The 18,968-nt window shown below is 56.3% G+C and carries 18 protein-coding genes and 3 tRNA genes; 9 read left to right on the top strand and 12 right to left on the bottom strand.

The genetic code is table 11. The features are described 5' to 3' along the window. The 3 genes from GQF03_RS18850 to GQF03_RS06975 all read right to left on the bottom strand — a co-directional run. The coding region (locus GQF03_RS18850) for a hypothetical protein (RefSeq protein WP_241691216.1) at window positions 1-79 on the bottom strand (79 nt) is incomplete at its 3' end. Window positions 80-182: 103 nt separating this feature from the next. Continuing rightward, window positions 183-256 (bottom strand) — tRNA-Gly (locus tag GQF03_RS06980). 58 nt (window positions 257-314) lie between these two features. Beyond that, a tRNA-Tyr gene (locus tag GQF03_RS06975) sits at window positions 315-399 on the bottom strand. A 168-nt stretch (window positions 400-567) separates the two neighbouring features. On the opposite strand from GQF03_RS06975, the gene rlmB reads away from it, so the two are divergent. Together rlmB and GQF03_RS06965 are read left to right on the top strand one after the other, a co-directional pair. Beyond that, on the top strand, window positions 568-1,407 hold the full coding sequence (gene rlmB, locus GQF03_RS06970; RefSeq protein ID WP_161338487.1) for a 23S rRNA (guanosine(2251)-2'-O)-methyltransferase RlmB: 840 nt from the start codon (window positions 568-570) through the stop codon (window positions 1,405-1,407). Window positions 1,408-1,504: 97 nt separating this feature from the next. Next, window positions 1,505-1,580: transfer RNA gene (locus GQF03_RS06965), tRNA-Thr, on the top strand. Window positions 1,581-1,624: 44 nt separating this feature from the next. Here the strand turns inward: GQF03_RS06965 and GQF03_RS06960 are convergent. Continuing rightward, on the bottom strand, window positions 1,625-1,834 hold the full coding sequence (locus GQF03_RS06960) for a DUF2145 domain-containing protein (protein ID WP_161338486.1): 210 nt from the start codon (window positions 1,832-1,834) through the stop codon (window positions 1,625-1,627). 303 nt (window positions 1,835-2,137) lie between these two features. Between GQF03_RS06960 and GQF03_RS06955 the strand changes: the two genes are divergently transcribed. Continuing rightward, window positions 2,138-4,750 carry an AIM24 family protein gene (locus tag GQF03_RS06955; protein WP_161338485.1) on the top strand — a complete coding sequence of 871 codons (2,613 nt, stop codon included), beginning with the start codon at window positions 2,138-2,140 and terminating at the stop codon, window positions 4,748-4,750. On the opposite strand, the gene GQF03_RS06950 is transcribed toward GQF03_RS06955, so the two are convergent. From GQF03_RS06950 to GQF03_RS06940, 3 genes are all read right to left on the bottom strand, one after another. Beyond that, window positions 4,747-6,183: a flavin-containing monooxygenase gene (locus GQF03_RS06950; RefSeq protein ID WP_161338484.1), complete on the bottom strand. Its 1,437-nt coding sequence runs from the start codon at window positions 6,181-6,183 to the stop codon at window positions 4,747-4,749. The two genes, GQF03_RS06955 and GQF03_RS06950, sit on opposite strands and share 4 nt — an antisense overlap. Before the next feature lie 89 nt (window positions 6,184-6,272). Beyond that, a complete protein-coding gene (locus GQF03_RS06945) occupies window positions 6,273-7,049 on the bottom strand; it encodes a class I SAM-dependent methyltransferase (protein WP_161338483.1) in 777 nt (258 codons plus the stop codon). A 39-nt stretch (window positions 7,050-7,088) separates the two neighbouring features. Beyond that, complete coding sequence (locus tag GQF03_RS06940; protein ID WP_161338482.1) at window positions 7,089-8,072, bottom strand: fatty acid desaturase family protein; 984 nt, start codon at window positions 8,070-8,072, stop codon at window positions 7,089-7,091. A gap of 325 nt (window positions 8,073-8,397) precedes the next feature. On the opposite strand from GQF03_RS06940, the gene rfbF reads away from it, so the two are divergent. From rfbF to GQF03_RS06915, 5 genes are read left to right on the top strand one after another with little or no spacing between them, the layout of a single operon-like run. Continuing rightward, on the top strand, window positions 8,398-9,171 hold the full coding sequence (gene rfbF / locus GQF03_RS06935) for a glucose-1-phosphate cytidylyltransferase (RefSeq protein ID WP_161338481.1): 774 nt from the start codon (window positions 8,398-8,400) through the stop codon (window positions 9,169-9,171). Between the two features lie 16 nt (window positions 9,172-9,187). After that, window positions 9,188-10,261, top strand: coding sequence for a CDP-glucose 4,6-dehydratase (gene rfbG / locus GQF03_RS06930; protein ID WP_161338480.1), 1,074 nt, complete (start codon window positions 9,188-9,190; stop codon window positions 10,259-10,261). Then, complete coding sequence (locus GQF03_RS06925) at window positions 10,258-11,496, top strand: class I SAM-dependent methyltransferase (RefSeq protein WP_161338479.1); 1,239 nt, start codon at window positions 10,258-10,260, stop codon at window positions 11,494-11,496. The genes rfbG and GQF03_RS06925 overlap by 4 nt, the downstream gene beginning before the upstream one ends. Beyond that, a complete protein-coding gene (gene rfbC / locus GQF03_RS06920; protein WP_161338478.1) occupies window positions 11,493-12,032 on the top strand; it encodes a dTDP-4-dehydrorhamnose 3,5-epimerase in 540 nt (179 codons plus the stop codon). Before GQF03_RS06925 ends, rfbC begins: the two co-directional genes overlap by 4 nt. Continuing rightward, on the top strand, window positions 12,029-12,910 hold the full coding sequence (locus GQF03_RS06915; RefSeq protein ID WP_161338477.1) for an NAD-dependent epimerase/dehydratase family protein: 882 nt from the start codon (window positions 12,029-12,031) through the stop codon (window positions 12,908-12,910). Before rfbC ends, GQF03_RS06915 begins: the two co-directional genes overlap by 4 nt. A gap of 17 nt (window positions 12,911-12,927) precedes the next feature. Here GQF03_RS06915 and GQF03_RS06910 read toward each other — a convergent pair whose 3' ends face one another. The 5 genes from GQF03_RS06910 to GQF03_RS06890 all read right to left on the bottom strand — a co-directional run bounded on the left by GQF03_RS06910 (window position 12,928) and on the right by GQF03_RS06890 (window position 17,797). Continuing rightward, window positions 12,928-13,719 (bottom strand): hypothetical protein, encoded by a 792-nt coding sequence (locus tag GQF03_RS06910; RefSeq protein WP_161338476.1) that lies wholly within the window; start codon window positions 13,717-13,719, stop codon window positions 12,928-12,930. 39 nt (window positions 13,720-13,758) lie between these two features. After that, the gene (locus GQF03_RS06905; protein ID WP_161338475.1) at window positions 13,759-15,000 is read right to left on the bottom strand and encodes a glycosyltransferase family 2 protein; all 1,242 of its coding nucleotides are present in this window, start codon (window positions 14,998-15,000) and stop codon (window positions 13,759-13,761) included. Between the two features lie 30 nt (window positions 15,001-15,030). Beyond that, window positions 15,031-15,858, bottom strand: coding sequence for a cephalosporin hydroxylase family protein (locus GQF03_RS06900; RefSeq protein WP_161338474.1), 828 nt, complete (start codon window positions 15,856-15,858; stop codon window positions 15,031-15,033). A gap of 129 nt (window positions 15,859-15,987) precedes the next feature. Continuing rightward, a complete protein-coding gene (locus tag GQF03_RS06895; RefSeq protein WP_161338473.1) occupies window positions 15,988-16,953 on the bottom strand; it encodes a GlxA family transcriptional regulator in 966 nt (321 codons plus the stop codon). A 148-nt stretch (window positions 16,954-17,101) separates the two neighbouring features. Beyond that, window positions 17,102-17,797 (bottom strand): 2OG-Fe(II) oxygenase, encoded by a 696-nt coding sequence (locus GQF03_RS06890; protein ID WP_161338472.1) that lies wholly within the window; start codon window positions 17,795-17,797, stop codon window positions 17,102-17,104. Between the two features lie 139 nt (window positions 17,798-17,936). Here GQF03_RS06890 and GQF03_RS06885 point away from each other — a divergent pair, with 139 nt between their 5' ends. Further along, window positions 17,937-18,959, top strand: a complete 1,023-nt coding sequence (locus GQF03_RS06885; RefSeq protein ID WP_161338471.1) for an NAD-dependent epimerase/dehydratase family protein — start codon at window positions 17,937-17,939, stop codon at window positions 18,957-18,959. Window positions 18,960-18,968 lie beyond the last annotated feature (9 nt).

The raw sequence follows: 18,968 nt of genomic DNA, 5'->3' as shown, positions 1-18,968 counted from the left end.
TCGTCTTCCCATGGTCAACATGACCAATCGTTCCAATGTTTACATGCGGTTTACTACGATCAAATTTCTCTTTGGCCATTTCCGTCGTCCCGAAGCAATAAATACTCAGTGTAAAACACCGGAAGTTCAGTTTCCCGGCATCGATAATTTCCCGGCCTATTTATAGAGCGCCGACCGGCGCTTGGAGCGGGTGAAGGGAATCGAACCCTCGTATTCAGCTTGGAAGGCTGCTGCTCTACCATTGAGCTACACCCGCCCTGTATCACATTGCCCGATGCCAGCTCCATGACATCTTATATATATCTGCATGCAAATGGTGGAGGGAGTTGGATTTGAACCAACGTAGGCAGAGCCAACGGATTTACAGTCCGTCCCTTTTAACCACTCAGGCATCCCTCCGCACATGCATCAGGTCCCCGGCTTGCGCCGAAGGTGACCGGCACTATCGAAAATTCCCGAACAAAGTCAACCGAAAAAGAGCAAATCTGATCGATTTGTTCAATTTTTTTCGGTTCACTTAGAAATGCTGACTTGTTGCAAGATACGAAGCGCAATATAAGCAACGCCATGTCAAGAAGCAAGCAAGCAAATCGCCGTCCGCAGAAACCATCGGCTCAGGCCGGAAAAGTCGGACATCGCGCCGCCCGCGGCGGCAAGGCGTCCGGCACCGAGGAGTACTGGCTATACGGCGATCATGCGGTTCTTGCGGCGCTTGCCAATCCAAAGCGGAAACTCCGCCGGCTGGTCGTGACGAGATCGAAGTTCGAGGGGCTCGATCCCGAGACGAAGGGACGCATCGAGGAGACGATTGCGCCCGAGTTTTTTGAAAAAGAGGCGATTGCCGCCCTGCTCCCTGAAAATGCCATCCATCAGGGCATCGCCCTCCTGCCCGCTCCGCTTGCCGAACCGGCCATCGAGGACCTGCCGGACCGCCAGACCGCCGGGCCCTTCATCGTCGCGCTTCTCGATCAGGTAACGGATCCGCAGAATGTCGGGGCGATATTGCGCTCCGCCGCGGCGTTCAACATTCAGGCGCTGATTGTGCCGGACCGTCATTCGCCACCGATTACCGGCGTTCTCGCCAAGGCCGCATCGGGTGCCGTGGAAAGCGTGCCGATGATCCGGGTCGGAAATCTGTCGCGCGCGCTGGACCAACTGGCCGACCGGGGGTTCTGGCGAATCGGCCTTGACGGCCATGCCGGGCAGGATCTGGACCAGGCGGCGGCGGGCCTTGAAAAGGTCGCCATCGTTCTCGGCTCCGAAGGCAAGGGTCTCCGTCATCTGACGGCCGAGAAATGTGATCTGCTCGCCCGGCTGCCGATAAGCGACAGGATTGAAAGCCTCAACGTTTCCAACGCCGCCGCCATCGCCTTTTACGAGCTGGCCCGGGCGTCCCGCATATCCTGATATGCCGCGAAAGACGGTTCCCGGCCACCGGTCCAAAAATCTTGCATTTTTTGCTTGTGGAAGCGGGACAAGCTGACTATTTTGCGCGCAACCTCGCGCCGCTATAGCTCAGCTGGTAGAGCAGTTGATTTGTAATCATCAGGTCCCGGGTTCGATTCCTGGTGGCGGCACCACATAAGCCCTTGGAAACACAAAGTTTCCGAGGGCTTATCTGATTCTAACCCGCTATTTCGAAATTATCAGCAAGCAGATTTTCCTGCCGAAGGTACTGCACAAGTGCCTTTTCGCTGACGAATTCGTAGAGTCCCTTGCCCCGCTCTTCTTCTGTGTGGTCGCTAAAGGTAATATTATCTTTGAACAAGGCACCAAAAACAGATTCAAAAAACCAGATGCGAACAACTGTGCCTTGAAAATTCCGATTTTTCACATTTTAGTCCTCCGAAGTCGTATGAGTTCGTAATTTGGCGATCTAATGAACTGTTCCGACGCCCGCGCCTAATCCAACTCATCGCTCTGCACGGTAAGGGCTGAAGATGCGCCTAACGAGCTCTCACGCTTTTCTGGATTTCCGCGCATTTGCCCCCTTCGCTGCCCCCGGATTTTACAGGGAAAACCCTGCCGGGTATGGTAAGGTCACGTTGCGGGTTGGCGATTTATGTTTGCCGCTCCGCGCGTTGTTCGATTGTCGGCAATGGTAATGAGTGCGCCGAATGGGATAGGCAAAGGGTAAATGTTTTCGCGGTTTAACGGAGTATTTCAGCGGCTGTTGTGGTTGATCGTCTTGACGGGCACGGTTCCCGCAGCCGTTTCAACAACCCTGCCGCCCACCCATTGGTGCCTGAATTTTTCCGATATCTCCGCCCTGTTCGACCTTCCCGCCGTCGGCTGTTTCGGCGGCAGCAGCATCGCGCCGGATTATTTGACGCCGCCCTTCACCTGGGTCTATCTGGTCCTTTTCGCGCTTGGCCTGCTTCTCTGTCTCCTGCGGAAAAAGGTTATTTTTGTCATTGCCCTGGTCCCTCTCCTCTTGCTTTACGTGAACCCGCCGAGCGAACTCAGCGTCTATCCGAAAGATCAGATCACGCCGGATTATTTCGAGCCAAAGTCCGGCCAGACCGCCGGAAGCATTGAGGCGACGCTGAAGGAAATCCTGCCTGAATATGATGTGGGAGCCGCCGAAGCCAACGAGAAATACACGAACGTGCGCAATGCGCTGGCGGTGGTGAAGACAAACGCCAATAGCTACTGGCAGTCCGCGCGGCGTCTCGATGATCTATACAGACAGCTTGAAGACGCCCGCGAGGACGTCGAAAAGATCAACCAGTTCGTTGCCAGCACGCAAACCTCCATCGAGAAAATGAAACAGCTCGGTGGGATGGCGAAAAAGGCAGTTAGGAAACTTGAGGAGCTATTGGATCATGCCAGAGATAACAAGAAAAAGAATGAAGCGAAAATAGCGGCAATCCAGAAAAGGATTAAGGCGCTTCAGAAAACCCGGAATGCGCGCCTGGCCGCGTTCATGACAAATCTTGACCTTCTCAACACAAAGGTGAGCCGAAGCCTTGCGTCCGAACCCAACGAGAATATCCGCGCATGGACCCTCATCATCAGCGCCTCGTCGCTTCTCGCCCTCGCCTTTTTCGCATTTGGCCATCATTTAAGAAGCGCTGAATTCGCAATCGCCTGTCTCATTCTGGTTATCGCCGCCTTTAACCCTCTTGCAAAAATGGCGTCGGGAGTCTCCTTTTCACAGGCGCTTTTCTCGCTTCTCTTCGCGACTTATCCTCTTGTTCTTTTTTTCGTGACCGCCATCTTCCTGCGCTTGCTGGCGCTCGCCATTATTCAGAACATACCGCTTGTCCGCCAATTCAACCGGAAAATGCTCACTACTTATTTGACCTTCACCGTGCTTCGCTGGATCCCCATAGGCATCTGCATCGTCATCGGCCTATGGCTTTCCTCGGAAATCGATTCCAGGGCGCAGGACGCTGTCTATGGAATTGAGTGCACCGAGAAAGGGGCTGGATTGTTCGAATGCGATGAGCCAACCACGGAAACCCTCGTGCAACGGGGCGAGGAGTCAAACCTTGAGCGCGATATCTACCATGCGGTTGACAGGGCGTTTCTCCGGCAGGAACAACAGCTGGACGTGATGTTGGCGGATTTCCGGAGGCTTGCCAAAACCTCGAAGAAACAAATACCCGCCTTTGTCGATAGGGAGTTCAGGGCCGTCTATCCGGAAGGCCGGATACTGGTGCAGGAGGTGCCGAGCCTGAAAGCTCCGGATTGTAAAATTCATCAGGTCGACTGTCATGTGACGCGGAAAATCAAAATCGCCCTTGTCGATGCCTATGATTTCACGAGAAATCGGCAACTCGACAAACTCCATGCGATGACGTCCGATTTTGCCCGCCTTTCCGGTGCCGAAGCCGAAAAGCGCCTTCGCGAGATTGAGCTCTATCTGAGCGCGACGCTGGACGCAACGAAGCGCAGCGTCCGTAATACGATTGCCGATGTTTTCTGGACCGTCAGGAGCCTCAATCTGCTCGCGAACCTGATCCTCATCATCGCGGCGATCAAGAGTTTCGCCTATATTTTCGCCCGCGTCGCCTTCAAGAGTGAAACGGGCAATGCTCTGCCGATCGAACCGCTGCCCGCCGGTCGGCCCTCTGACACCATGCCGGAACCCGATATCCGGAGCGGCTTCGATCCCGAGTATGTCATTAAACCCGGGGAATATGGTCAATTCTATATCAAGCCGGCCCTGAGCCCCTCCGGCTCCTCGCAAGGGATTGCCTGGCCGCAGCCACATAAGGCCATTCTGCGGCGGCTGTTTTCCGGCACCTATAAAATGGTCAAGGTCGATCCGAATCTGGACCGCAGCGATACAATCTCGATCCAGACATCACAGGGCCGGCAATTTCTCGAGTGGAACCTCAAGGACGGCGAACGGGTCTATTTTTCGCAAGGCAACCTCGCCGCCTTCAGCGAGACGATCCGCCTTCAAACCCATATTTCCCTCAGTTTGACCGCAATGTCATTCGGCCGGATGTTTTTCTCAGTCGCGGAAGGTCCGGGGACGCTCGTTCTGCGCACCTTCGGCAAGCCAGAAGTCTACAGATCCGCCGAAAAATCCCGGGCCATCGATCCGCTGCGCTTCATCGGCTGGAGCGATGGCGCGCATTTCTTCATCAATTCGTCTTCCAGCCTGGAGAATATCTATTTTCATTCCGCCCAGATCCGCTTTTCCCATGGCGGTGCGGCCATTGGCGATGTTTCGGAAAACGGCAAGCGAGGCGCGGGCGCCGTCCGCTTTATTCCGCCCGTCTTCCTACCATTCTAGGACAGTTCCTCATCCCGCCATTCATCGCCCAGCAGTTCCGGCTCGTCATAGTCGTAGAAGTCCTGAAGATGCTGGTCCTTGCCTTCCGTGAAGAACTGCACGGCCAGTGTGTTAACCAGCCGTTCCGCACCGATATTCACGCCCGGAATGTCGCTGCTGACCGCGGCATGGCTCAATGTCGTCGCGGCGTTGAACAGATGTATCCGATTTAGGAAGGAGGCTTTTCCCTTGTTTTTTTCCAGCAGCTCGAAGCCCGGGCCTAAATAGGGAAAGCGCCCCAGCTCCGCATTCGCAATCTCGGCAGGCGGCGTAAAGCAATCCTGCCAGAGCAAAATATCCTCTGAAAAGGGCGCGAGTTCCGGCTGTTCGCGAACGTCGATCGCATAGCCGGTCCCGAGGATGACAAAATCTCCGTCAAAGGTCCTGTCGCGAGTCCCAAGGCAAATCCTGTTGTCCCGCTCGCGAGCCGACGTCACCTCCACGCCGGTATGAATATGAAAGTTATCGAACTCCTTCAGGCGCAGCATGGAAAGGCGCGGCGCCGCGACGCGACTGCTGAGCCCATGATGCAGGAAACGCCAGCGCGTTTCATCGTCAAGCGAGGAAAAACCCCGAAAATACCCTGGATACACGGTGTTTTTGAATTTATTGAGCCGCGGGATCTCCCTGGCCCGCATCAGCAGATGCACCTCCTTCGCGCCTGCTTCCAGAGCCGCGGCCGCGCTATCCACCGCCGAGGCCGCCCCGCCAACGACAAGCAGGCGCTTGCCCTTGAGGGCCGCGAAATCAATTTCGTCTTCCGTATGGGCGATGAATTTCGTCGGCACATCTCGAAAAACACCGGGAAGGCGCGTACCGCCGAACGCCGCGCGCCCGGTCGCCAGCACAAGACGGCGGCTCATCACCTCAAATCCGCCCTCCGGTCCGGTCAGGTGCAGCCGCAAAAGGCCGTCTTGTGGCGTTATTTTCTGAAGCCTCACGTTGTTCTCTGTGCGGATCGAGAGGATATGCCGATACCAGCGCAAGTAGTCCATCCAGACCTCGCGCGGGATATAGCCAAGGGCTTGCCAGCCTTCGTCCCCCCATTGCGCGCGGTACCAAGCCTGAAAGGTGAGATTTGGAAGGCCCATATGCGGCCCGGTCAGATGCTTGGGCGAGCGCAGCGTCTTCATTCGCGCGGTCGTCATCCAGGGCCCTTCGAACCCTTTGTCCGCGGCATCGAATATCCGGAATTTCCGGATCCCTTCGCGCTTGAGGCCGAAGGCCACCGCCATGCCGCACATACCCCCGCCGATAATCGCGACGTCCAGTGCCGGCTCCCCGTCCGGCCCCGCAACCGGCTTGACCCAATTGGTCGGCGGATAGTTCAGAAAACCAAGTTCCTGCCGGATTCTATCTTCGAGCGCTTCCAGACCGTTAAATTCGGGATCCATTAGTTTTTCTTTTTTCGCCTCTATCTTGAGACGCATTCGTTATCATCTGAATTTTTCCGGGCACGCTCACTTAAACTAAAACGTTATCTCTAGCCGTTCACACGTCCAATTCCCATCATCGTAACGCCCAGCTTTGTTCTGTAAAAGCACCTCTGGATGACAAACAGCGGCCATAAGGTGATCCTGTTCAAAATTAGACGCACCCATGACGGGAAAACCGTCTTCCATGGAATTTCTCGAATTCCACTGGTTTCAGTTTGCTCACGCTGGCTCTGTCCAACTTTCTCCATCTCCGTGCTGCGTGACACCAGCCAGGCACCGATATGGAAAAGAATGTTTGCAACCGGAACGGCAACTGACCAGACTTCCACTTGGGTCAGTCCCGATTTATCCATGACAACCTGTAAATCACCCCGGTCATAGCGGCGCAAATGTCCGACGGTTTCATCCTCCACAGACCAGCGATCCTTCCGCCCGGGAACAGCCAGGATTATACTCCCGCCAGGGCGGACATATTTGGCAATCTTCTGAATAAAACCTGTTTCGTCTTCGACATGCTCCATCACCATGTAGCTCAAGGCAATATCCACCTTGGTGAAATCTTCCGACAGATCAAATACGTCACCATGCACCAACTTGTATTGCCCCGACGCAATTTCAGACTCCAATGTCTTTTCCGCTATTTCTATCGCCGACTTCGAAAAGTCGACACCGACGCCTTTCAAACCCAGATCACACAGAAACTTGGAGATCGATCCGCCGCCACACCCAATTTCCAGAAAGGTTTCCCCGCCGGTTATCTTGAGGGCGTCACGCAACGCCTCATAGGTGCAAAATGTGCCCGGGGGATCTATTTTCACAAACATGGCAGCTCCTGTTAAAATTGTCTTACAATTGTGTCTCGCCTATAGGGGAAAGCCAGCTCCGCATCCGCCAAACGGCTTGTTCCAAATATAACGCCACGCCGTCCCCACATATCCGGGGCGCTCCTTAAATTTTGACGTGTAATTCGGGTCATTTTCAAGAAGCCATTCATGCAAAGCCTTCACCTTAAAGGTCACGACATTGGGATATAGATGATGAACATGATGATAGTGAAAATCAAACTGGCTGATAAAAAATCTCTCAACCGGCCCCGCCACCATATAGAAGCGGCGTTTCTCCTCCGCTTCACAGGTAGCCTGCCCCGGCAAAACATGCTCCGAAAAGGATCTCATCAGCTCGAAAAACGAAGTTAGAGTCGATAGGGGGAGAACATATAATAACACATAGACAAAGGGAGAACTAAGCAAGCTTATGCAAATGAACATCAATAGCTGAACCGCGAAAAGTGCAACCAGATCAACGCGGGATTTCTTAGCGGAAATGAGACGCGGCGGGGCATTCCTCCTTTTTTTCTGCTCATTTTTGCGAAAAAAACCAGTGAAAACCAGAATCAGGCTCTGAACCAGCGCGACCAGACGACTCCCGAGTAAATTGGCAATAAAAAAGGCACTGATCTTCCAGCCGGGGGGGCGCTCCGTCACATCGTGAAAAAGTTGGTTCGGGTCGCTATCCGCTCCCACTTTAGTATGGTGATTCCAGTGTATTTTGCGGCCGAGGTAAAATTGGGTGCCCAGAAACGCCGATAAAACAACGCCAACGCGTTCGTTCATCTTCACCTTTTCAAACAGCAAATTATGCATGGCCTCATGCTGAAGGATATAGCAAGCCTGGCCTCGCGCACCTACAAGAACAAAGGCAATTACATAGGCCCACCACGTATCTACGTGCCATGCGATTATGCCGCTTGCCGCCACTACGACGGCATTTGAAATGACCAGCGCCCAGCTGTATCCGTCCTCACGACGCTTAAACTCCGTTGGAATTTGGATTGGCTTCTCGTCCATACCAGGTTCTTCGATTTTCCCGCGTTGCAATAACTGAAAATTATCAATCGACGCTATTAAATGCGGGGTAACCTACATCCTCCCCCGCCCGACGCAAGTGATTTTTGGTTATTTCACCTTGAATTATGCGGAGCATATCCAATCCGAAAACGAATCTATTTTCCGCATCACTTGGTTGGCAAGCATAGGGCAAGTTTCCATAAATTCATCCGAAAACTCGCGGCTGCGCAACCTTGACACCCACGACCGATGTTGAAATAAGACTTACCAATTCGGCGCCGCTTGCTTAAACTAGGGCAATCGCGGAAGGAATAAGGGGATATCGTTGAAAGCAGTTATCTTGGCCGGCGGACTTGGCACCCGCATTTCAGAGGAATCCCATCTCAAACCAAAGCCCATGATCGAAATCGGCGAATACCCGATCCTGTGGCATATCATGAAGATTTATTCCCACTACGGCATTCATGATTTTATCATCTGCCTGGGCTACCGCAGCTATGTCATCAAGGAATATTTCGCCAACTATTTCCTGCATCGTTCCGATGTCACCTTCGATCTTGAAAGCAACGACATCACCTATCACAAGGCGAAGGCGGAACCCTGGCGCGTCACGCTGGTGGAAACCGGCGAGGCAACCATGACCGGCGGCCGCTTGAAACGCGTCGCGGGCTATCTCGATCCGAATGAAACCTTCTGCATGACCTATGGCGACGGCGTCGCCGATGTGGATATCGCCAAGCTGATCGCCTTTCATAAAGCCGAAGGACGCGAAGCCACCCTGACGGCGGTGGCGCCGCCGGGCCGGTTCGGCGCAACCGTCATCGAAAACGGCGCGGTCAAGGAATTTGTCGAGAAACCGGCGGGCGACAACGGGCTGATCAATGGCGGATTTTTCGTGCTGGAACCGTCAGTCCTGTCGCGCATTTCCGGCGATGATATGCCCTGGGAGAACGATCCGCTCACCAGCCTCGCCGCCGACGGGCAGTTATCCGCCTATCGCCACACAGGGTTCTGGCAGCCGATGGATACCCTGCGCGAGAAAAATCATCTGGAAAATCTCTGGAACAACGGCAAGGCCCCCTGGCGGGTCTGGGATTGACCGCGGAGAAGATGACATGACGTCCGCCAAAGTGCATCCGGAATTCTGGAAGGGACGCCGGGTCCTCTTGACCGGCCATACGGGCTTCAAGGGCGCCTGGGCGGCGGCGTGGCTCGCCAAAATGGGCGCGGAGGTCACCGGTATTTCTCTCCCCGCCGACGGCGATCATTCCCTGTATAACAGCATCCAGGGTCACCTGCCCCTCACGTCCCATTTCATCGATATCCGCGATGCGGACAAGCTGTCGGTCGCGGTAAGGGAAAGTAACCCCGAGATCGTGCTGCATATGGCGGCACAGGCGCTGGTGCGGCGGTCCTACCGCGAGCCGGTCTATACCTACGAGACCAACGTCATGGGCACGGTCAACCTGCTGGAAGCCCTGCGGGACCTGACGGATCTCAAGGCGGCGCTGATCATCACCAGCGACAAGGTCTACCAGAACAGCGACGATGGCCGCGCCTTCACGGAAAGCGACCCGCTCGGCGGTGACGACCCTTACTCCTCCTCCAAGGCGGTCTCGGAAATCGCCGTGGCGTCCTATGCGAAGAGTTTTTTTAACGAGAAAGCCATTCCCGTGGCGACGGGACGCGCCGGCAATGTCATCGGCGGCGGCGATTTTTCCGAAGACCGGCTGATCCCCGATATCTGGCGCGCGGCGCAGACCGGGAAGAGCGTCACCCTTCGCTATCCCGGCGCGACCCGCCCCTGGCAGCATGTGCTTGAATCCGTTTCCGGCTATCTCGTCTATTTGCAGGCACTGGCCAGTAGTGGCGGCAACGCGCTTCCCAAAGCGCTCAACTTCGGACCGCAGGGCGGCGAGGTGGTGACGGTCGGCGAGATTGCCCGCGCCGTTCAGAAGGCCTTCGGGATCGATGGCGACTGGGCGCTGGTGAACGACGCGCAGCCGCCTGAAAAATCGCATCTCGCGCTCGATGCCTCGCTGGCGAACGAGACGTTCGGCTGGCGCTCGAGATGGACGCCCACGGAAACGCTGGCAAAAACGGTCGACTGGTATAAAGCCTTCGGCGAGACGGCCGATATATATGCCTTTACCCTCTCGCAGATTGACGAATACGAGGCCCCCTTATGACGACTCCCCTCACCTGCCGTTTCTGTCACCAGGAACTGACCCGGACGTTCGTCGATCTGGGCGCGACCCCACTCGCCAACAGCTATCTGCGCGAAGAGCGGGATATCGCGGCGGAAAAATCATACCCGCTGCATGCCCGGGTCTGCGTGAACTGCTTTCTGGTGCAGGTGGAGGATGTTGTCCCGGCGGAGGATATTTTCTCCGACTACGCCTATTTTTCCTCCTTCTCCAGCAGTTGGGTGGAACATGCGCGGCGTTATGCGGAGAAACTGACGCAACAGCTCGGCCTTGGTCAAAATTCCCTCGTCATCGAGATCGCTAGCAACGACGGCTACCTGCTCAAGCATTTTGTGGACAAGGGCATCCCGGTCCTCGGTATCGAACCCGCGGCAAACGTCGCCAAGGCGGCCGACGCGGTGGGTGTAAAAACCGAGGTGGCATTCTTTGGCATTGAAACTGCAAACCGACTCGCAAAAAACGGGCTCCAGGCGGACCTGATGGCCGCCAACAATGTCATGGCGCATGTGCCGGACATTAACGATTTTATCGGGGGCATCCCCATCCTCCTCTCGGAAACAGGCGTCTTTACGATTGAATTTCCGCATCTTCTCAATCTGATCGAGAAGGTGCAGTTCGACACCATCTATCATGAGCATTACTCCTATCTCTCGCTCCTGACCGTCGAAAAAATTCTCGGCGCCCATGGGTTGAAAGTCTTCGATGTTGAGGAACTACCGACCCATGGCGGCTCGCTGCGCGTCTACGCCTGCCATAAGGAGGCGCAGAAATATGCGGAGACCGCCGGATTGAGCGCCGTTCGCGAGAAAGAGAGCGCGGCGGGCCTTGATACGCTTGCCGCCTATGGGAACTTCACGCCGAGGGTCGAGACGGTGCGCGATGATCTTCTCGCCTTCCTGCAGAATGCGAAAGCCGGGGGGAAAACGGTCGCGGGCTATGGCGCGGCCGCCAAGGGGAACACGCTGCTCAACTATTGCGGCGTCGGGCCGGAACTCATCGAGTTTGTCGTGGACCGCAATCCGGAAAAGCAGGGAACCCTTCTCCCGGGAAGCCATATTCCCGTTTTCGCGCCAGACAAGATCTGGACCGAAAAGCCCGATTATGTCCTGATCCTGCCGTGGAACCTGGCGGAAGAAATCTCCACCGACATGGCGGCCATCCGGGATTGGGGCGGTCGGTTCGTCATTCCCATCCCGGAGCTTGAGGTCCTGTCATGATTTTCACGGAAACGGAAATCGCAGGGGTTTTCCTCATCGAGCCCGAGGTGATCGAGGATGAGCGTGGCCATTTCGCCCGGAGTTTCTGCACCCGGGAATTCGCCGATCACGGCATCGATTTCCTGCCCGTTCAAAGCAATATCTCCGCCAATAATTCCGCCTATACATTGCGCGGAATGCATTTTCATGCTGCGCCCCATGAGGAAACGAAACTCGTGCGATGCAGCGCCGGGAAAATATTCGACGTCGCCGTGGATATCCGCCCGCACTCCCCGTCTTTCAGGAACTGGATCGGCGTCGAGCTTAGCCGCAAAAATGGCCGCGCCCTCTTTATCCCCGCGGGATGCGCCCACGGGTTCCTCACGCTGGAGGATGACAGCGAGGTTTTCTACCAGATGAGCCCCGCCTATACGCCCGGTCATGACCGCGGCTTTCGCTGGGATGATCCCGTGATCGGCATCGACTGGCCCGGCGAGCCCAAGGTGATTTCCGCGCGGGACGCGGGCCTCGGCTCGCTTGAGGACGCGATCCAATGAAATGCTGCCTGGTCACCGGCGCGACCGGCTTTATCGGCCGGCATGTGATTCGCCGACTGCTGGCGGAAGGCTGGCAGGTGCTATCGATCTCGCGCAACGCAACCCTGGCGATCTCGCAGCATCATGAGCATGTCGCGCTTGATCTGCATGATCCGGCGGCGGTGGACGGCCTCCTCAAAACCCGGCGCCCCAGTCATCTGATCCACCTCGCATGGGAGGCAACGCCCGGCAAGTTCTGGCATTCAACGGAAAATTTCCGCTGGGTTTCATCGAGCGCGTTTCTTCTCGACGCCTTCGTTCGCCATGGCGGAGAGAAGGCGGTGCTGGCCGGAAGTTGCGCCGAGTATAAATGGGAAAACAGCCCGCTCGATGAGGGCACCTCGCCGCTCAACGCGACGACCTATTATTCCGCCTCCAAACTTGCCTTCATGGCTCTTGCCGGGGTTATCGCGAAGGATATTTCCCTCGTCTGGGCGCGGATTTTCTTCCCCTATGGCCCGGATGAGGACGAGAGCAAGCTGATCTCCTATATCTTCCGGGAAATTTCTGCGGGCCGCCTGCCCGCCATCCAGGCCCCGGACCGCGCCGTCGATATGATCCATGTCGGGGATGTCGCGGCGGCGCTTGAATGCCTCGCCGCCTCGGAGCCGGTGGGCACGGTCAATATCTGCTCCGGCGTGGCTCACCTACCCCATGAAATCGCGCTGGAATGCGCGCGTTTACTGGACAAGGATACTCTGATCCCCGCGCTTGATGAGAGAGTGAGGCAAGCAAAAGCAACCAGCACCCTTCAGGGTGAAAACAGCCGCTTGATAGGTATTTGGGATAAAAAACCAATGTCCCTCTCCGACGGGCTGAAAAGCTATCTTGAGAAATAGGATCCCGCCCGCGAAACTCAGGCGTCGGAGATCGTTTCGCGGGTTTTCACGAACAGCGGGTCGTCCTGTAAGTTCGGGTAAAACTCCAGCAGGCGAGTAAGCGACGCCTTGGCATTGTCGGAAAGCTGGCGGCCCCGTCCGGATTGCCCGACGTTAAACCGCGTCTTGGACTTGCTTACCCGCTCCAGGGCGTCCGCGATTTTCTCATCCGGCATATTGACGGACGCCCCCGTGAGAATCTCGCTTATAATCCGGACTGGTTCCGCCGTATACTCATCAAAATCATAAATAGGGACATCGCCGACCGCCCTCCAGCCGGCGTAGAAATTGAGATACCAGGGGATGTTTAGCCGGACGATAGCATCCTCAAACTCGCTGTCCGGCATGGCGAGATGGCTTTCATCGAAATAGGCAGCCGGCCCCGCACCAGGCGCTCGGCGGATATGGTCCCGTATGCTGATGACGCTGTCGGCGAGATTGCGCACAAGGACCACGGGCGTCAGATTATATTGTGCGATGAGCTGGCGCGTCCACTCGCTGCACCGGAGATGGTGCTGGGAAACATACCGGCTGTGGTTGTAGCGCGAAAGTCGAATTGCGCTCAACTCCTGCTCCCGTGCGCCCCAGTCCGGTGTCAGCCGGCAACGGCGGAAGCCCGGCAGTTCGGAAATGGCGCTGGCAAGGAAGGTCGAGGCGGACTTCGGCATACAGGCAATCAGGATATGCGGTTTCTGCTGCGGAAGGATTCGGCTCAACAAACCATCCATCGCCAGATAGGTCGCGTTCAATGGTCGGTTATTTCTTCTCATGACAGCCTCACCTAGCATTCGGAGGAGCACGCGTCCTCGTTAGTTTCTCGAACTCTCAATTGATTTCACGTTCGATCGCATTTCGATCGATTTTAACAGCTGCATCAGGAAGGCGAGACCTTTATTCTCGGATGGAAAATAAGGCTTGCCCGTCACCGCCTGAAGCCAGCCGACCACCGTCGCGACATTCACCAGATCCTCTTGTCGCAGCAGCGACTTGCGTTTTTTTGCGGCTGACGGCGCGGCAGTCTCCTCGTCCTCCGTCTGGCCAGGTGGATCGGAAAGGCCAGTTCTTTGATAGCCGGGGTCCATCGCCACAAAAAAATCCTCCAGAACGTCCCAGCATCGGTTCTGCTTCGGGAATTTGCGCATGTCGTCGATGATCACCTCCCGCCAGCGGGCATGATCGATCTTGTAGGCGCCGTCCAAATGATCCGTATTGAGCCGCATCAGATTGGCATAAACATAGGCAGGGATGGAGCGAATGCGCAGATCAATCTCAGGCGCGATTTTGTCCGCCTCTGCCAGCTCAGTGAAGTTTTCCGCAATTTTCGCCTGCTTTTCCGTTGATTTCGTCGGCGCGTTCATCGCGGAGCCATTGCTCTTTTCACCGGCGCCGGCGATAGTCACCGGATTGCGGACCCACAGCATGGAGTCCGCCTCGATCAGATTGGAGAGGGCGGTATTCACATCGGGGATCTGGCCCTGGAAATACTCGCCCCCCTTCGCCTTGATCCGGTCGATGACAGGCCGGGCGACGCACCCGTGGTAGATATTTGCTCCGTCCCGGTAGTTAATCAGCCGGGCATCGCAGAAATCCTGGAAAATCTGTTTCGGGTTCAACTTGAACAGCGGCCCGCAGAAATCGCGATAGCGGAATTTCAGGATGCCGTCCGTCGGTACCGGCTCCTGATGCGGCCAGATATAGGTGATATGCCGCCAGGTAATGATATCGGGGTGAAATTTGTCGATCAGGTACCGGAGCGTCGCGATCCCGTTCGGCACCACGCCATCGTCATCGCCGATAAAAATGACATAGTCGCCCGTCGCGTGGGACAGCGCGAATTCGAAATTCTGCCGCATGCTGAGATCGCGTCCCGGATGGACATAGACAAGCCGCGGGTCCGTGAAGGCGGCCACGACGGATCGGGTATCGTCCATACTGTTGTTGTCACTGACGACAACCTCAATCTCCGGATCGGAGGGCGCGAGGCAAGTCTCAAGGCAGTATTTCAGGAACTCCGCCCGGTTTCGTGTCGGGACAACAATGCTGATCTTCATGAGATAGTCACCGATAGCCGCATGCGCGATCTAAACCCGCTTCAGGAAGCCGTCAGGCGTGACGGAAAACATCAGCTTGTCCTGCAGCATCTGGTCATTCTCGAAATGGAGCGGTGCGCCGTCGGCGGCAAGGACGGTGCCGCTTTCAAGCTTCTTCAGATACTCGAACACCGCGCTTTTCGGGCTGTTCCCCGGATGCCAGGGCCGGTCCGGATAGAAATCCTCCGGCATATCCTCGACGATGGTATCGAACACGAGGCAGTAGCTTCCCTTGCTGGTGAGCGGCGCATAGGCCTCCAGTTCACCGAGCACGTGATCATGGGTGTGATTGCTGTCGAGGCTGACCAGGACGCGCGAGTAATTCGCCGCCGCCGCTGTCACCTCCGCAACAATTTCCGGATCGATAGATGACCCTTCGATCATGTCGATCCGACCCGCCATGGGATGCGCCCGGATGGCATCGCGGTTATGGGCGCGGATATCGATATCGATCCCGAGAACCCGGCGCTTCGGCGATGCCGGATCGAGCATCGTACCCGCCTCCACCGCGTCGCAATAATCGAGGAGCGCCAGCATCGCCGCGCTCTGGATCAGAGAGCCGCCATGCGCAATGCCTGTCTCAATAATCAAATCCGGCTTCACGTTCCAGACAATCTCCTGAAAGGCGACGATATCCGTCGGAAGCTGGATGATCGGGCGGCCCAGCGAAGCAAAGTTATAGACGTACCGCTTCGCCAGCGCCTGGGTCAGCCAATCATGGGACAGCTGCCGCCATTCGGCTTCCCCCTGATAGGATCTGATCGTCTCGGCGACTTCCTCTTGGAACTGGAGAATCGGATCGGTTTTATCTGACGGCATAACTAACCTCAATAAAATGACAACGCGGCCCTTGCGGGCACCGGCGGCATCTCGCGCGCTTCCTGCTTTCTAACCGCCCTTCGGGGGTAAAACAACCGATTTAGATATTTGTTCCGAAAAGCAGCGCCCTCAATGCGCCATGCGGTAAACCGGTTTGCGTTCCCGGCTTGGGCTGAGGCCATAGTATTCACGGTAGCTTTTGGCGAAATGCGAATGGGTGGAAAAGCCTGAGGCGATGTAGATTTCCGTAATCGACATACTGGTCTGCAAGAGCAGGAGGCGAGCATGTTCCAGCCGCATTTCCATATAATATTTTGCCGGCGACCGTCCCGTATGCTGGCGAAACAGCCGTTCGACCTGACGGATGGAAATTCCGACCTGCGAGGCCAGTTCGTCCGGCGAGAGAGGTTCTTCAATATTCTGTTCCATAATTTCGACAATCGTCAGAAGCTTCTGGGATTTTGCCGCCAGCTGCAATTTTCTGACAACCTGCTGTTTGTCGCTATGGCTGCGGATACGGTCATGCATGAACTGAAGCGAGATATCATAGGCGAGCTTGTCGCCATGCTCCGCGCTGATCATGTAAAGCAGCAGATCTATCGCCGAGGTGCCGCCGGCGCAGGTGAACCGGTTTCGATCAATTTCGAAGATGCTGCCGGTGAAGATCAGTTCCGGATAGCTTTCCTTGAGGCTGATCGCCCCCTCCCAGTGGATGGTGCAGCGATAACCGTCCAGAAGCCCCGCCGCCGCCAGAATGAAACTTCCGGTACTGAGCGCGCCGATGCCCGTGCCATGCTGAACGATGCGACGAAGCTCGGCGAAAAGATGCTCGTCCCTGATCTTGTCCGTGCCGATCCCGCCGCAAACGAACAGGATGTCCAGCGACGTCGCGTCGGCCAGCGCCATGTCCGGCAGGATGCTGATACCGTTACTGGTCTGCACGCTTTGGCCATTCGGCGAAAGAATGTTCCAATCATAGAGATGGCGGCCGCTCATACGGTTAGCCGAGCGCAAGGGTTCAATGGCGCTGCTGAAACAAATCATGCTTGACTGATCGGTCAGGAGAAATCCAAACCTTTTAGGTCTTTCCGCCATGCAACGTCCCTGGCGCCTCCCCAAACAACCACAGAACTCGCGGCGTGTCTCAATCGCATGCCGCTCAGGGAACAGTAATTAAAAAGTTTCGCTTGTCAAAACAAATCGGACCCGCGGGGAAGCCTTAAATTGCAGCCATCGACGACGGTTATTTAGCATCATGGAATATGACGCCGAGAGTAAAACGGAGACCCCGCCTCAGATCGCTGACGCCATGTCGCATGGTCGCCCGCACATATCCGTTCTTTCCTTTGAGTGGCCGCAGATTGACCGGAAAGATGACGGCATCGCCTTTCTTCAGGGGCAGCACCCGGGCGCGCGACTGCTGCCGCGCCCGCTGTTCCGTCAGGATAAACTCCCCGCCATCAAAATCGGCACCCGGTTCGCTCAGCAAAATGACCATCTGCAGGGGAAAAAGATGCTCGCCATACAGGTCCTGATGAAGCCGGTTATAATCACCCGGCTCATATTTCAGGATAAGCGGTGTGGGTTTCAGCTGTCCCGCGTCATGGCACAACGCGGTGTAGTCCGCGAGCGTTTCAGGATACCGGTTGGCAAGCGACAACTGCTCCGCCCAGCGATTTGCAATTTTCGCGAGAGGTCCGTAGAACTCCTCCCGCAATCCGGCAACGAGATCAGGCAGGGGATAGGCAAAATATTTATACTCTCCCTGACCATAGCCGTGCTGCTGCATGACGATATGACGCCGGTAAAGGGACTCTTTTGCAAATCCGCCGATCACCGACCGGCATTCGGCATCACCAAGGAGATTTTCCAGCCGGGCATGGCCATCCCGGTCCAGGTCCTCTTCAATTTTCCGCCAATCAAATGCGTTGCGTTCCATTCCCTTCTCCTGCCCATGTGCGGGACCGTCAGTCTGCTCATTACCTACAAAAATAATAGCCGAAAATCGACATGGAATTTTTTTTAAGTAGGATCGGAAGAACTTCCCTATGCTACGCGGAGTGAGTGGAGGAAATTGAATGAGTGAAACGGCATTGGTTACGGTCACCGGCGCATCGGGATTCATCGCGCTCCACACCATACGGCAGCTCCTGGAGCAGGGATACGCCGTGCGCGGAACAGTGCGTGACCCCGGCCGGGTTGAAAGGCTGGCGACCGGTCTATCCAGATATTGCGACGTCGGCAATCTCAGTTTCGTGCGCGCCGACCTGACTGAGGATGACGGCTGGCAGGAGGCCATGGACGGCGCCGATTTTCTATTGCATATGGCCTCTCCCCTGCCTGCCGAGGCGCCTGATGACGAAAACGAGCTGATCGTCCCGGCAAGGGACGGCGCGCTCCGCGCTCTTCGCGCGGCGGTCGCGGCCGGTGTCCGACGCGTCGTCATGACCTCCTCCATCGCGGCGATATCCGGCGGGCAGGACAAATCGGCCACGCTGGACGAATCCCACTGGAGCGATGTCACGAAGGATATCGGCGCCTATCAAAAAAGCAAAACCATCGCCGAACGCGCCGCATGGGACTATATCGACGGGCTGCCGGCAAGCGGGAGGCCTGAATTCGCCGTGATCAATCCGGGTTTTGTTCTGGGCCCCGTCATCGATCGGGATACCAGCGCTTCTCACGAGATCGTTCGCCGCCTGATGGCGCGAAAGGTTCCCGGCATCCCGGATATCGGTTTCAGCTTTGTCGACGTCCGCGACGTCGCCTCGGCGCATGTCACCGCGCTCACCCATAGCGCCGCACCGGGAAACCGTTATATCTGCGTCGCCGAGTCCATGTCTTTTCGGGACCTTGCCCAGCAATTGCAGGATCACCTCGCGCCGCGGGGGTATAGGATACCGCAGCGCGCCGTACCGGACTGGATGGTGCGGGCACTTGCACTGATCAACCCGACCTATAAAGTTGTCGTCAGCCGGCTGGGTCCGGCAACGAAATTCGACACGTCGCGCGTTCGCGGGGATTTCGGCTGGCAACCCCTCCCCATGGCGCAGTCCATTGTGGACACGGCGGACAGCCTTATCGCCCAGAAAATCGCCTGATCGCCGGGA

Source organism: Sneathiella chungangensis (assembly GCF_009882935.1).
GTDB lineage: Bacteria > Pseudomonadota > Alphaproteobacteria > Sneathiellales > Sneathiellaceae > Sneathiella > Sneathiella chungangensis.
This window is presented reverse-complemented; position numbering and strand designations above follow the sequence as displayed.

What these genes read in the sequence shown, in the direction of transcription:
- rfbG (WP_161338480.1), top strand. Translation starts at nt 9,188, where the DNA reads ATGACGTCCGCCAAAGTGCATCCGGAATTCTGGAAGGGACGCCGGGTC.
- GQF03_RS06945 (WP_161338483.1), bottom strand. Translation starts at nt 7,049, where the DNA reads ATGTTTGTGAAAATAGATCCCCCGGGCACATTTTGCACCTATGAGGCG.
- GQF03_RS06890 (WP_161338472.1), bottom strand. Translation starts at nt 17,797, where the DNA reads ATGGAACGCAACGCATTTGATTGGCGGAAAATTGAAGAGGACCTGGAC.
- GQF03_RS06915 (WP_161338477.1), top strand. Translation starts at nt 12,029, where the DNA reads ATGAAATGCTGCCTGGTCACCGGCGCGACCGGCTTTATCGGCCGGCAT.
- GQF03_RS06955 (WP_161338485.1), top strand. Translation starts at nt 2,138, where the DNA reads ATGTTTTCGCGGTTTAACGGAGTATTTCAGCGGCTGTTGTGGTTGATC.
- GQF03_RS06900 (WP_161338474.1), bottom strand. Translation starts at nt 15,858, where the DNA reads ATGCCGTCAGATAAAACCGATCCGATTCTCCAGTTCCAAGAGGAAGTC.
- GQF03_RS06885 (WP_161338471.1), top strand. Translation starts at nt 17,937, where the DNA reads ATGAGTGAAACGGCATTGGTTACGGTCACCGGCGCATCGGGATTCATC.
- GQF03_RS06950 (WP_161338484.1), bottom strand. Translation starts at nt 6,183, where the DNA reads ATGGATCCCGAATTTAACGGTCTGGAAGCGCTCGAAGATAGAATCCGG.
- rlmB (WP_161338487.1), top strand. Translation starts at nt 568, where the DNA reads ATGTCAAGAAGCAAGCAAGCAAATCGCCGTCCGCAGAAACCATCGGCT.
- GQF03_RS06895 (WP_161338473.1), bottom strand. Translation starts at nt 16,953, where the DNA reads ATGGCGGAAAGACCTAAAAGGTTTGGATTTCTCCTGACCGATCAGTCA.
- rfbC (WP_161338478.1), top strand. Translation starts at nt 11,493, where the DNA reads ATGATTTTCACGGAAACGGAAATCGCAGGGGTTTTCCTCATCGAGCCC.
- GQF03_RS06940 (WP_161338482.1), bottom strand. Translation starts at nt 8,072, where the DNA reads ATGGACGAGAAGCCAATCCAAATTCCAACGGAGTTTAAGCGTCGTGAG.
- GQF03_RS06910 (WP_161338476.1), bottom strand. Translation starts at nt 13,719, where the DNA reads ATGAGAAGAAATAACCGACCATTGAACGCGACCTATCTGGCGATGGAT.
- GQF03_RS06905 (WP_161338475.1), bottom strand. Translation starts at nt 15,000, where the DNA reads ATGAAGATCAGCATTGTTGTCCCGACACGAAACCGGGCGGAGTTCCTG.
- GQF03_RS06925 (WP_161338479.1), top strand. Translation starts at nt 10,258, where the DNA reads ATGACGACTCCCCTCACCTGCCGTTTCTGTCACCAGGAACTGACCCGG.